The sequence below is a fragment of the Alloalcanivorax sp. C16-1 genome (genome assembly GCF_046507805.1).
Taxonomy (GTDB): domain Bacteria; phylum Pseudomonadota; class Gammaproteobacteria; order Pseudomonadales; family Alcanivoracaceae; genus Alloalcanivorax.
The window spans coordinates 617,000-628,930 of the sequence record NZ_JBKFTK010000002.1; the positions used below are offsets into that span (position 1 = coordinate 617,000).

Sequence of the window (11,931 nt, forward strand, 5' to 3'; positions counted from 1 at the left end):
TTGAGGAGAGAGGGACGATGATCGAGTGGGACCTGCCCAACGTGCATGAACTGGAAGTGGTGGTGGCGCCGGAATCCATCGACGTGCTCGGCCATGTGAACAACACCGAGTACCTGCGCTACATGGAAAAGATCGCCTGGCAGCACACCCAGGTGCTGGGCCTGGGCTGGGACGAATACCAGCGCCTCAACCGCTGCATGGTGGCGCGCCACACCGAGGTGGACTACCTGGCGCCGGCCTACCAGGGCGAAAAGCTGCGCATCGGCACCTGGATCGTGGAGAACGACCAGCGCATCAGCATCACCCGCCGCTACCAGATCGTGCGCGACGCGGACGGCCTGACGCTGCTGCGCGGGCGCACCAAGTGGGTGTGCGTGGCCCTGGACTCGGGCAAGCCCCGTCGCATGCCCCCGGAATTTCTCAGCGGCTACCGGGTCACCGCCGACGAATAAGGACCTCGCCGAATGGACAACTTTCAGGCGCTGATGCTGGCGCTGATTCAGGGACTGACGGAGTTTCTGCCGATCTCCAGTTCCGCCCATCTGATCCTGCCCTCCCAGGTGCTGGGCTGGCCGGATCAGGGCCTGGCGTTCGACGTGGCGGTGCATCTGGGCACGCTGCTGGCGGTGCTGGTTTATTACCGACGCGATGTGTGGGCGATGACCCGGGGCGCCGGCCAGGGTCTGGTGGAGCGGCGCGTCAATCCGGACCTGCGGCTGGGGCTGCTGGTGGTGCTGGCGACGATACCGGCGGTGGCGGCGGGCTTTCTGCTCAAGGACCTGATCGAGAACGAGCTGCGCTCGGCGGCGGTGATCGCCACCACCACGGTGGTGTTCGGCGTCGCCCTGTGGCTGGCGGACATCTGGGGTGCCCGCCGGCGCGGCGTGGACCAGCTGGGCGTGGGCAGCGCGCTGCTGATCGGCGTGGCCCAGGCGGTGGCGCTGATTCCCGGCACCTCGCGCAGCGGCATCACCATCACCGCGGCGCTGGCCCTGGGCTTCCGCCGCGAGGACGCGGCGCGCTTCTCGTTCCTGCTGTCGATTCCGGTGATTCTCGGCGCCGGCCTGCTCAAGACCAAGGACCTGCTGGAAAGCCGGGTGCCGGTGGACTGGATGCACATGGCCCTGGGTGTGGTGGTGAGCGCCGTTACCGCCTATCTGACCATTCTGTTTTTCCTGCGCCTGCTGGACCGCATCGGCATGCTGCCGTTCATGCTGTACCGGCTGCTGCTCGGCGCCGTGCTGTTCCTCTGGTTCGTATGACCGTCGGGTTGGGCCGCTTGCCCGGCGCCCCGGCCGGGGCCGGCGGTGAGCCGGTGGCGAGCGCGGAGGCGGCGCGGGAACGGGGCCTGGCCCTGGTGATCGGGCCCGCCGGCGAGGACGGCGCCCTGTCCCTGTGGGACCCGGCCGCCCGCGCTTTGCCGTTGAAAGTGGACTTGGTCGGCGGCCGTCAGGGCTACCGGCTGGCCGCCGAGCGCACCCGCCACGAGCGGTTGATCAAGGCCCTGGGCAAGCCCCAGGACGGCAGGGACCGGGTGCTGGATCTGACCGCCGGCCTGGGCCGGGACGCCGCCCTGATGGCGGCCGCCGGTTTTGACGTGACCCTGGTGGAGCGCCAACCGGTGCTGCACGCGCTGCTGGCGGACGGCCTGACACGGGCCGCCGGCACCGACCTGGCCGGGCGCCTGAGGTTGCTGCCGGCGGGCGAGGCGGCGGCGATGACGTTGCCCTCCGGCCTCTGGCACGGGGTGTATCTGGATCCCATGTTTCCGGCGCGCGGCAAGAGCGCGGCGGTCAAACAGGACCTGCAGTGGCTGCAGCGTCTTTGCGCCTATCCGGACGCGGCGGAGGAGGCGGCCCTGCTGGCCCGCGCCCGGGGGCTGGAGGCCCGCCGGGTGGTGGTGAAGCGGCCGCGCAAGGCACCGCCGCTGGCCGGCGTGGCGCCGCACCACAGCCACGAGGGCAAGACCGTGCGCTTTGATATCTACATGCCGTAGGAGCGGTGGTTAGCCCGGGGCGGTGCTATTTGCCGGCTTCGGTGCCCTTGGCCGGATTGCCGTCCCGCCGTTTCGCCTCTTCTTTTTCACGCTCGGCGGTTTTCGCCAGGGCCTCTTCCAACTGCGGCACCCGGGTGACGCGCTGAATCGCCTGGCTGATGTCCGCGCTGAGAATGCGACGGGCCTCGTCGTCCAGGGCGCGCAGGTTGTCGCCGAAGTGCAGATGGTCGGCGTCGTCCAGCCACACCAGCCCGGTGTCGAGCAGCTGGCGGATGAAGTTGCGCAGCACCACCTTGTCGAAGAACTCCGGTGAATTGAACTCGTAGAGCAGCGACAGGCGCTGGGCGGTGTGGTGGGCCAGGTCGCCGAGCTGGTCGGTGGTGAGCTTGCCGTCGCCGTACTGCACCAGCAGGCGGATGGTCAGGTAGAACCGTTCCAGGGACGGCATCACCGTCTGCCCCAGATGGGCCAGCATGTCCGAGGCGTGGGTGTGGATGGCGGCGCCGTGCAGGCAGTGGTCCTCGCGGGTGACCAGGCCGTGGGCTTCCAGCACCGTGGCGATGCGTTCCACCGCCGCCGGCAGGTCCTGGTCTTCCCGCCAGTGCAGGAAGTACTCGTTGCGGAAGAACGGGTAGAGCAGGGTGATCATGCTCTGCAGGGTGTCCAGGCCGATGCTGCGGGCGTTCAGGAACAGCGAGCAGATCAGCCCCGGCAGGATGAACAGGTGCAGGCTGTTGTTGCGCACGTAGGCCATCTGCAGGGCGGTCTTGGGATCGGTGGTGACCACGTCGCCCAGCGGGTGGGGCACGCGGATCAGGAACTCGTGCTCCAGGCCGTACTCGATGATGGTGTCCGGGTCGGTCTCCGCCAGCCGCGCCTGATCGCTGTAGGGCGCCTCGTCGAGCAGGTTGATATAGAGCTGCAGCTGCTGGCGCAGCTGCTGCAGATCCATGGTGTGCTTGGGGGTGGCCAGCAGCGCTAGGCTGATCAGGTTCACCGGGTTGGCCACGGCGGCGGCGTTGATGCCGGTGACCACGTCGCGGCCCAGATCGTCGACGGTGCGCTTGAACCAGTCCGGGGTGTCGTGCACGCCCAGTTCCTCGTTGCGCCAGCCTTCCCGGTGGTCGTCCAGATGGTCCACCAGCTTGATCGGCTCGCCGAAGTTCACGTGCACCTGGCCGAAGTGGCTGCGCAATACCTTCAGGGATTTCACCAGCCGGAAAATCGATTCCTTCTTCTTCTTGCCGCCGCCCAGTTCGCCCATGTAGGTGCCGGCCTCGATGACTTTTTCGTAACCGATGTAGACCGGCACGAAGGCGATCGGCTTGCGCGCGTCGCGCAGGAAGCTGCGCACGGTCATCGCCAGCATGCCGGTGCGCGGCGGCAGCATGCGGCCGCTGCGGCTGCGCCCGCCTTCCACGAAATACTCGATGGAAAAACCACGGGTGGTGATGCTGTGCAGGTACTCGTAGAACACCGCCGCGTAGAGCGGGTTGTCGCGGAAACTGCGGCGCATGAAGAAGGCGCCGCCCCGGCGCAGGATGGTGCCCACCACCGGCAGGTTCAGGTTGATGCCGGCGGCGATGTGCGGCGGCACCAGGCCATTGCGGTAGACCACGAAGCTGAGCAGCAGGTAATCAATGTGGCTGCGGTGGCAGGGCACATAGATCACCTCGTGGTCGCGGGCCACCTGGGTCAGGTGGTCCAGATTGTAGAGGCGGATGCCGTCGTAGAGCCGGTTCCACAGCCAGTTGAGGAACAGCTCCAGGGCGCGGATCACGGTGTGCGAATAGTCGGCGGCGATCTCCATGGCGTAGCCGCGCGCGCGGGCCAGCACTTTGTCCTCGCTCTCGTTGTTCTCGGCGGCGGTGTGGGCGATGGCCTCGCGCACCGACGGCGCTTCCATGATGGCGTTGCTGAGCGTGCGCCGGTGGGACAGGTCGGGGCCGATGGCCGCCTCCTGCTGGCGGCGGAAATGCACCCGCAGGATGCGCGAGGTCTTGCGCACCACCTGATCGTCGGAGCGGCACTGGTCCATCACCTGTCGCAGGGACACCGGCGAGCTGAACTGCACGTACAGGTCGCGGCCCTGGGTGAGGATGATCAGGAATTTCTTGATCACGCCCGGGGGGGCCCAGGTGTCGGAAAAGATGATCCGCCACAGAGAATTTTCCTTCTCCGGCTGGCGCCCCCAGAACACCGACACCGGCACCAGCTGCACGTCCAGCTCCGGATTCTGCTTGAGGCCGGCCACCAGGCGCTGCAGGCGGGCGGGGGTGATGGCGCGCCGCTGACGGGCCACCGACACCTCGCGCTTATAGACATGGAAATAGCTTCGCGACAAATGCTGCTTGCCCAGGGTCAGGGATGCTTTGGGAGCGCTCAGACCCAGGCGTCGGGCGGCCTGATCGGCCACCGCCGCGTCCGCCACGGACCGGTCGCGAAGCACATACACCACCGGCTTGTCCGGGTCGAGCTGCAGCTCCTCCGGATCGCCGGGCAAAGCGCGGATCCGCGTGCACAGGCGCATGAAAGCGCGGATCAGCAGGAAGAAGAGTCGGTCCAGTCCAAACCAGGGCGTCATAAGGCCAAAATCGCGGCAAATGGACCGCCGATTCTACACCCACGGGGTCGGACCGCGCTAACCGGTTGTTTTGCCGAGCTTCTCGTACCCAGGAGAGCGGGTACGAGGCGTTAGGGGGTGGTTTGCAGGGGCAAAAGCATGGTTTAAGCGAGAAAGGGGGGCGATCTTTAACGGCAATTTTGATGCCCCGAAATCACGCGCTAAGAGCTGTATAACCTGTCTCCGGAACAAAAAACCCGGGAAAATCAAAGCGTAACCGGGGTCTGACCCGGACCAATGCGGGCGTGCTACATTGCGGCGGGTTTTTTCTATTTCATGGTGCGGGGAGGTGGGTGTGTCTGATTCTTTGCCGGGGGCGTCGGTGACGTCCGCGCCCCGGCCCGTTACCGGCGTGCTTCTGATGGCCACCGGTGTCGCCATCCTGCCGTTGATGGACGGACTGGCCAAGCACCTCAGCCAGGACTATCCGGTGCTGCAGGTGACCTGGGCTCGTTACCTGTTTCATTTCCTGCTGCTCGGCGGCTTGCTGCTGTGGCGGCTGCCTTTGCGCGCGTTGATTCCGAAGCATCCCGGTCTGCAGATGGTGCGCAGCGCTTTTCTACTCGCCACCACGCTGTGCTATTTCGGCGCCATCGCCTACCTGCCGCTGGCCAATGCCCTGGCCATGGCGTTTCTCGGGCCGCTGGTCAGCACCGCGCTGGCGCCTTTTCTGCTCGGCGAGCGTGCGGGCGCGCGGGGCTGGCTGGCGGTGGCGCTGGGCTTTGCCGGCACCCTGGTGGTGATCCGGCCCGGCTTCGGGCACTTTCATTGGGCCTATCTGCTGGGGCTGGGCGCCGGTGTCAGCTACGGGCTCTATCAACTGGCCACGCGTCGATTGTCCGGCAGTGGCCGGCCCTCGGTGACACTGTTCTACACCGCCGTATTCGGGCTGGCGGTGCTGTCGCTGGTGGTGCCCTGGGTGTGGCGTTCGCCGGACCCGGGCGGCTGGGGCCTGATGCTGGTGATGGGCGCGGTGGGTGCGCTGGCTCACTTTTTAATTATTCGCGCTTTCGAACACGCTCCCGCGCCGATGCTGGCTCCGGTGAGCTACATGGAAATGGTCTCCGCGGTCACCATCGGCTGGCTGGTTTTTGGCGATTTCCCGGATGCCTGGACCTGGCTTGGCATTGCTCTCATCGTGACCAGCGGTCTTCTGCTTATCCTCCGGTCGGGGCGCGGTAACGCCTGATTTTTGAGAGGTAAAAGGGCCGTTCAAGCCCCCTGTGAGCTTGTTTTCTTATCGCAAACGCCAGGGAATCAAAGGGTTGCCGTGGTCCGACCCCGGCGGGTCAGTCGGTGTGCCATTTGGTGAACATTTTGCGTAGGAGGAAGGGGGTGAGTTTGAGACTGGCGCCGAGCCATTGCAGGGGGCCTTTGGGGAAGGCGAAGCGCAACGCATTGAGCAGGCCGCGGTAGGTGGCCTGGTCGAAGGGGTACCACCAGAGATTACGTTGGGTGGCGAGCAGATCCCAGTTGATCACCTTGGCGTTGGTCATTTCCAGCAGGCCTTCCGGGCCGTGGGTGCGTCCGATGCCGGATTCTTTCCAGCCGCCCCAGGGGGCTTCCGAGAGGCCGTGGGTGTAGAGGTGGTCGTTGATCGTGGTGACGCCGGTTTCCAGTCGGGCGGCGAGGGCGCGGCCTTTTTTGGTGTCCGTGGTCCAGATTGACGAGGTCAGGGCCAGGTTGGAGCGGTTGGCTTTTTCGATGGCCTGCTCCGCGTTGGCGACCTTCTCCACGGCGATGATCGGCCCGAAGGTTTCTTCGCACACGGTGAGCATGGTGTCGTTGACGCCGGTGAGCAGAGTGGCGGGGAAGAAGAAGCCTCGCTCCACGTCGCCCACCGCCTGGGACTGGGCTTCGATACGCGCGCCCTTGGCGAGGGCGTCTTCCAGATGTTGTTGCACGGTGCGCAGCTGGCCGTCGGTGGTCAGGCTGCCCACGTCCACGTTGATGTCGTCGGTGGTGGGGCCGTGGCGTAGAGCACGGGTTTTCCTGGCCAGCAGCGCGACGAAATCGTCGTGCACGGGCTCTTCCACGTAGATGCGTTCCACGCCGCCGCAGCTCTGGCCGGCATTCTGATAGCCGGCCCAGGCGGCACCGTTGGTGGCGCGCTCCAGGTCGGCGTCTGCCAGCACGATCATGGGATCGTTGCCGCCCAGTTCCAGCGACACCGGTGTGAGGGTTTGCGCGGCCTGGGCCATGAGGGTTTTGCCGGCGGGCACGCTGCCGGTGAAGAACAGTTTATCGATGCCGTTCTCGAAAAACGCCGTGGCCACCTTCGAACCGGAGCCGACCACATGCTGGAAAAGCCCCTCCGGCAGTTCGCCGGCGGCGACGATCCGCTCGATGGCGCGCCCCACCGCCGGGGTGGCGGCGGCCACTTTGAGCAGGACGGCGTTACCGGCCATCAACGCCATGGCCACTTCGCCGAATGGAATCGACAGGGGGTAGTTCCAGGGACTGATGATGCCCACCACGCCCAGCGGCAGATGCTCCACCGTGGTTCGCTTATTGGCGAACAGCAAGTGACCGGCGGCGCGGCTTTTCGGCGATAGAATCCGGCCGGCGTGCTTGCCGTACCAGTTGCAGGCCAGGGCGCAGGGCAGTACTTCGGTGGCCAGGGCGTCCACGCGGGTTTTGCCGTTGGATTCGCTTACCGTGCGAGCCAGGTCCTCGGCCCGGTCGACGATGTAGTCGCGCATCAAGCGCAAATGGCGGGCGCGTTCCTTGAATGACTTGGCTGCCCACTGCCGCTGCGCCGCGCGGGCCTGTGCCATGCGTTCGGGCAGGCTCGCCAGATCGCTCAGATTGAGTTCCGCCACGGCGGCGCCGGTGGCCGGATTGTAATCAGTAACGGTGCCGGGGGTGGTCTCGATCATGGTGGCTCCTGACAAAGGCTCTCAACGGCCCTGATAAGAGCACAAAGCCCCCCCGCCGCAAATGGCGACACCGTCACCTCACCCCGGCCTCGGGGTCGGACCACAGTAACTATTTGATTTTTATATTAATTGGGTTATCTGGATCACCGATCCAGAGGCTTAGGGCAGCATTTTCGGGCCTGAAAAGACGCGATAACGACGGCCTGCAGGAGATATCTTAGAGACCTGATTTTGCCGGCCCAAATGCCCCTCTAAGGGCTCCCTGCGCTATCATGGATCCAGAAAAGGTTTATCAATCAGAGGGTTGGGGCGGTCCGACCCGGGCGAGGGGTTATGCTAGAGCAGTATGGAGAGTGGTTGCCGTTGGCGGTGACGTGGGTGTTGGTGTGTACGTTGTTGAGCTTCCTGATTGCGCGGCATAAGGGGATGAAGCCGGTGGTACCCACTGCCGCCGGCTTCGTGGCGGCGTTCATCCCCATTGTGGGGCTGATCTATCTGTTGGTGCTGGGGATGCGCGAGACGTCGGTGAAGTAGCTGCCAAGGGCCGGCCCCCGGGCTGGCTCGGGGGCTGCCCTGCTCCGGCCATGGGAAACGACCGTTAGAGGCCGTTTTCGGAGGGCGATATCCTGATCTAAGCCCTTCCTGCCGCCTCAAAAAGAAGAAAAATGACCGGAAATCAAGGGGTTATCGTGGTCCGGCCCCGGGGAGCAGGTTTTGGAGGAGGCGGTGGTAGATGTGGGTGAGGGTGTCGAGGTCGGCGATGTCGGTGTGTTCGTCCACTTTGTGGATGGTGGCGTTGACCGGGCCGAGTTCCACCACCTGGGCGCCGGTGGGGGCGATAAAGCGGCCGTCGCTGGTGCCGCCGGCGGTGGACAGTTCGGTGTCGCGGCCGGTGACGTCACGGATCGCCGCCACGGTGGCGTCCACTAACGCGCCGCGGTCGGTGAGGAACGGCTGGCCGGAGAGCTTCCACTCAATCTCGTAATCCAGGCCGTGCTGGTCCAGCACCGTCTCGGTGCGCCGGCGCAGTTCTTCCTCGGTGAGCTCCGTGGAGAATCGGAAGTTGAACACCACTTCACAGGCGCCGGGAATCACATTGGTGGCGCCGGTGCCGGCGTTGATATTGGAGATCTGAAAGCTGGTGGCCGGGAAGAAGTCGTTGCCCCGGTCCCATTCGGTGGCGGCCAGTTCCGCCAGGGCGGGGGCGGCGTCGTGCACCGGGTTGCGGGCCAGGTGCGGGTAGGCCACATGGCCCTGCACGCCGTTCACGGTGAGCACGGCGCCCAGGGAGCCGCGCCGACCGTTCTTGATCACGTCGCCCACGGTGTCGGTGGAAGAGGGCTCGCCCACCAGGCAGTAGTCGATGGCTTCGCCCCGGGCCTGCAGGGTTTCCACTACCTTCACCGTGCCGTTCACGGACGGGCCTTCCTCATCGGCGGTGATCAGAAAGCCCAGGCTGCCGCCGTGGTCCGGGTGGGCGGCGACGAAGTCTTCCACCGCCACCAGCATGGCGGCGATGGAGCCTTTCATGTCCGCCGCGCCACGGCCGTACAGCTGGCCGTCTTCCTCGGTGGGGACGAAGGGGTCATGACGCCATTGTCGGACCGTGCCGGTGGGCACCACGTCGGTGTGGCCGGCGAACACGAACAGCGGACCGTCGTCGCCACGCCGGGCCCACAGGTTGCGGACTTCCTCGAACCACAGGGTTTCGCAGCGGAAACCCAGGGCTTCGAGTTTTTCGATCATCCAGTCCTGGCAGCCTTCGTCCTCGGGGGTCACCGAGGGGCGGCGGATCAGTTCCTTGGCGTAGTCCAGCGTTCTGCTCATCAGTTGTGCTTGTGCAGTTCTTCGTTGAGGGCGATGGCGCTTTTGTTGGTCTGGCATTGCACCGCGCCGGTCACGGAGTTACGGCGGAACAGCAGGTCGGATTGGCCGGCCAGATCGCGGGCCTTGACGGTGTCGGCCACGTCGCCGTTCTCATCGAGCACTTCCACCTTGGTGCCGGAGGTAATGTACAGGCCGGCTTCGATGGTGCAGCGATCGCCCAGGGGAATGCCGGTGCCGGCGTTGGCGCCGAGCAGGCAGTTTTCGCCCAGGGAGATGACGATGTTGCCGCCGCCGGAGAGGGTGCCCATGGTGGAGGAGCTGCCACCCAGGTCGGAGCCCTTACCGACGAATACACCGGCGGAGATGCGGCCTTCGATCATGCCCGGGCCTTCGGTGCCGGCGTTGAAGTTGATAAAGCCTTCGTGCATCACGGTGGTACCTTCACCCACATAGGCGCCCAGGCGGATGCGCGCGGTGTCGGCGATGCGCACGCCGGCGGGCACCACGTAGTCGGTCATCTTGGGAAACTTGTCGACGCTGTTCACTTCCAGCAGCGTGCCGTTGAGGCGCGCCAGCAGTTGCCGCTCGGGCAGTTCGTTCAGGTCGATGGCGCCTTCGCTGGTCCAGGCCACGTTGGGCAGCAGCGGGAAGATGCCGCTGAGCACCACGCCGTGGGGTTTGACCAGGCGGTGGGAGAGCAGGTGCAGCTTGAGGTAGGCCTCCGGGGTGGACGCCGGCTCGGCATCGGTTTCCAGAATGGTGAGCACCACCGGGCGCTCGCTTTCCTGGAACGCGATGGCGTAGCTGGCTTCGTGTTCGAAGCCGGCTTCGCGCCATTCCCGGGCGAGGTGCTGAATCTGCCGGTGGGTCAGTTCCAGGGCGGCGTTGCCGCCTTCGTAGCCCACTTCCTCGCGGACCACTTCCACCAGTTTCGGGTCCGGTTTCAGGGAGGGGTCCGGGTAGAACACTTCCAGCCATTGCTCGTCGCGGTTCTTGGTGCCGCAGCCCAGTGCCATTGCGAAAATCGTGCTCATGTCGTTCTCCTCTAGCGTGGCGCGTCCGGCGCCCGCGCTTAATGAATCAGTGTCTTCCACTCGTCGGCGTTGAAGCCGGCGCGCAGGTGTTTGTCGGTACGCAGGATCGGCCGCTTGATCAGGGATGGATTGGCCAGTGCCTGCCGCGCGGCGCTGTCGGCATCCATGTTTTCGCGCACCTCGGGGTCCAGCTTGCGCCAGGTGGTGCCGCGACGGTTGATCACCGTGTCCCAGCCCAGTTCCGCGATCCATTCCCGCAGCGCGGCCTCGGGCACGCCGTCCTTGCGATAGTCGTGGAAATGATAGTCCACGCCCTGTTCGTCCAGCCAGGTGCGGGCCTTCTTCATGGTATCGCAGTTCTTGATGCCATAGATGGTGATCGCCATGGTCACAGCCTCTCGATCAGGGCGCGGATGCGTTGCGCGCCTTCGATGCATTGGTCCAGCTCCGCCACCAGCGCCATGCGCACCCGGTTCTTGCCCGGGTTGCGGCCGTCCACCGTGCGCGACAGGTAACGCCCGGGCAGCACGGTGACGTTTTCCTCCGCCTTGAGGCGACGGGCGAAGGTTTCGTCGTCCACCGGCGTCTTCGGCCACAGGTAAAAGCCCGCGTCCGGGGCGGATACCTTAAGTGGCTCGCCCAGAATGTCCAGCACCGCCTTGAATTTCTCGTTGTAGAGCGCGCGGTTGGCGGCCACGTGCGCTTCATCGTTCCAGGCGGCGATGCTGGCCAGTTGGTGATGCACGGGCATGGCGCAGCCGTGGTAGGTGCGGTAGCGCAAAAAGCTCGCCAGGATGTCGGCGTCGCCGGCCACGAAACCGGAGCGCAGGCCGGGCAGGTTGGAACGCTTGGACAGCGAGTGAAACACCACGCAGCGGCGGTAGTCGTGGCGGCCCAGCTCCGCGCAGGCCTGCAGCAGGCCCGGCGGCGCCTTGTCGCGGTAGATCTCCGAATAGCATTCGTCGGAGGCGATCACGAAGTCGAACTTGTCGGCGAGCTGGATCAGCGCCTTGAGCTGGGCGGTGCTGAGCACGGCGCCGGTGGGATTGCCCGGGCTGCAGATAAACAGCAGCCGGGTGCGTTTCCAGACCGCTTCGTCGACGGCGTCGAAGTCCGGTTGCAGGCCGCTGGCGGCGGTGCAGGGCAGGTACACCGGCTCGCCGCCGCCGAGAAAGGCGGCGCCTTCGTAGATCTGATAGAAGGGGTTGGGCATCAGCACCAGCGGTTGCTGGTCCCGGTCGAGCAGCGCCTGGGCAAAGGCGAACAGGGCTTCCCGGGTGCCGTTCACCGGCAGCACCTGGCGGTCCGCGTCCACGCCGCTGAGTTTGAAGCGGCGGGTCAGCCAGCCGGCGATGGCGGCGCGCAGTTCCGGCAGCCCGGCGGTGGCCGGGTATTTGGCGAGCAGGGCGGTGTTGTCGCGCAGCACCTGCTGGACGAAGTCCGGCGATGGGTGCTGCGGTTCGCCAATCGACAGGGCGATGTGCGGCTTGTCCGCCACCGGCAGGCCGGCGAACAGGGCACCGAGTTTTTCAAACGGGTACGGATGCAACCGTTCCAGATCGGGATTCATGG

The 11,931-nt window shown here is 65.7% G+C and carries 11 protein-coding genes; 5 read left to right on the forward strand and 6 right to left on the reverse strand.

The window, feature by feature from the left end:
* Window positions 1–17 precede the first annotated feature (17 nt).
* Genes ACLD0W_RS10040 through ACLD0W_RS10050 form a run of 3 tightly spaced genes read left to right on the forward strand, consistent with a single transcriptional unit; the run spans window position 18 to window position 1,996 of the window.
* Window positions 18–452 (forward strand): acyl-CoA thioesterase, encoded by a 435-nt coding sequence (locus ACLD0W_RS10040; RefSeq protein ID WP_410307341.1) that lies wholly within the window; start codon window positions 18–20, stop codon window positions 450–452.
* Between the two features lie 12 nt (window positions 453–464).
* Window positions 465–1,262, forward strand: coding sequence for an undecaprenyl-diphosphate phosphatase (locus ACLD0W_RS10045; RefSeq protein WP_410307342.1), 798 nt, complete (start codon window positions 465–467; stop codon window positions 1,260–1,262).
* A 17-nt stretch (window positions 1,263–1,279) separates the two neighbouring features.
* Window positions 1,280–1,996, forward strand: a complete 717-nt coding sequence (locus tag ACLD0W_RS10050) for a class I SAM-dependent methyltransferase (RefSeq protein WP_410307343.1) — start codon at window positions 1,280–1,282, stop codon at window positions 1,994–1,996.
* 25 nt (window positions 1,997–2,021) lie between these two features.
* On the opposite strand, the gene plsB is transcribed toward ACLD0W_RS10050, so the two are convergent.
* A complete protein-coding gene (plsB, locus tag ACLD0W_RS10055) occupies window positions 2,022–4,580 on the reverse strand; it encodes a glycerol-3-phosphate 1-O-acyltransferase PlsB (RefSeq protein WP_410307344.1) in 2,559 nt (852 codons plus the stop codon).
* Between the two features lie 334 nt (window positions 4,581–4,914).
* Here plsB and ACLD0W_RS10060 point away from each other — a divergent pair, with 334 nt between their 5' ends.
* Window positions 4,915–5,808, forward strand: a complete 894-nt coding sequence (locus ACLD0W_RS10060) for a DMT family transporter (RefSeq protein WP_410307345.1) — start codon at window positions 4,915–4,917, stop codon at window positions 5,806–5,808.
* Window positions 5,809–5,908: 100 nt separating this feature from the next.
* Here ACLD0W_RS10060 and ACLD0W_RS10065 read toward each other — a convergent pair whose 3' ends face one another.
* The gene (locus ACLD0W_RS10065) at window positions 5,909–7,498 is read right to left on the reverse strand and encodes an aldehyde dehydrogenase family protein (RefSeq protein ID WP_410307346.1); all 1,590 of its coding nucleotides are present in this window, start codon (window positions 7,496–7,498) and stop codon (window positions 5,909–5,911) included.
* 333 nt (window positions 7,499–7,831) lie between these two features.
* Between ACLD0W_RS10065 and ACLD0W_RS10070 the strand changes: the two genes are divergently transcribed.
* Entirely contained in the window at window positions 7,832–8,032 is a 201-nt protein-coding gene (locus tag ACLD0W_RS10070; protein ID WP_410307347.1) for a hypothetical protein, read from the forward strand.
* 150 nt (window positions 8,033–8,182) lie between these two features.
* On the opposite strand, the gene dapE is transcribed toward ACLD0W_RS10070, so the two are convergent.
* From dapE to dapC, 4 genes are read right to left on the reverse strand one after another with little or no spacing between them, the layout of a single operon-like run.
* Window positions 8,183–9,325, reverse strand: coding sequence for a succinyl-diaminopimelate desuccinylase (dapE, locus tag ACLD0W_RS10075; protein ID WP_410307348.1), 1,143 nt, complete (start codon window positions 9,323–9,325; stop codon window positions 8,183–8,185).
* A complete protein-coding gene (gene dapD / locus ACLD0W_RS10080; RefSeq protein ID WP_410307349.1) occupies window positions 9,325–10,359 on the reverse strand; it encodes a 2,3,4,5-tetrahydropyridine-2,6-dicarboxylate N-succinyltransferase in 1,035 nt (344 codons plus the stop codon). Before dapD ends, dapE begins: the two co-directional genes overlap by 1 nt.
* A 38-nt stretch (window positions 10,360–10,397) precedes the next feature.
* Window positions 10,398–10,745, reverse strand: a complete 348-nt coding sequence (locus ACLD0W_RS10085) for an ArsC family reductase (RefSeq protein WP_410307350.1) — start codon at window positions 10,743–10,745, stop codon at window positions 10,398–10,400.
* A 2-nt stretch (window positions 10,746–10,747) separates the two neighbouring features.
* A complete protein-coding gene (gene dapC / locus ACLD0W_RS10090; protein ID WP_410307351.1) occupies window positions 10,748–11,929 on the reverse strand; it encodes a succinyldiaminopimelate transaminase in 1,182 nt (393 codons plus the stop codon).
* Window positions 11,930–11,931 lie beyond the last annotated feature (2 nt).

Bases quoted from the DNA above. Each gene is read 5' to 3' on its own strand.
- ACLD0W_RS10065 (WP_410307346.1), bottom strand. From the start codon at position 7,498: ATGATCGAGACCACCCCCGGCACCGTTACTGATTACAATCCGGCCACC.
- dapC (WP_410307351.1), bottom strand. From the start codon at position 11,929: ATGAATCCCGATCTGGAACGGTTGCATCCGTACCCGTTTGAAAAACTC.
- ACLD0W_RS10045 (WP_410307342.1), top strand. From the start codon at position 465: ATGGACAACTTTCAGGCGCTGATGCTGGCGCTGATTCAGGGACTGACG.
- ACLD0W_RS10085 (WP_410307350.1), bottom strand. From the start codon at position 10,745: ATGGCGATCACCATCTATGGCATCAAGAACTGCGATACCATGAAGAAG.
- dapD (WP_410307349.1), bottom strand. From the start codon at position 10,359: ATGAGCACGATTTTCGCAATGGCACTGGGCTGCGGCACCAAGAACCGC.
- plsB (WP_410307344.1), bottom strand. From the start codon at position 4,580: ATGACGCCCTGGTTTGGACTGGACCGACTCTTCTTCCTGCTGATCCGC.
- ACLD0W_RS10070 (WP_410307347.1), top strand. From the start codon at position 7,832: ATGCTAGAGCAGTATGGAGAGTGGTTGCCGTTGGCGGTGACGTGGGTG.
- ACLD0W_RS10040 (WP_410307341.1), top strand. From the start codon at position 18: ATGATCGAGTGGGACCTGCCCAACGTGCATGAACTGGAAGTGGTGGTG.
- dapE (WP_410307348.1), bottom strand. From the start codon at position 9,325: ATGAGCAGAACGCTGGACTACGCCAAGGAACTGATCCGCCGCCCCTCG.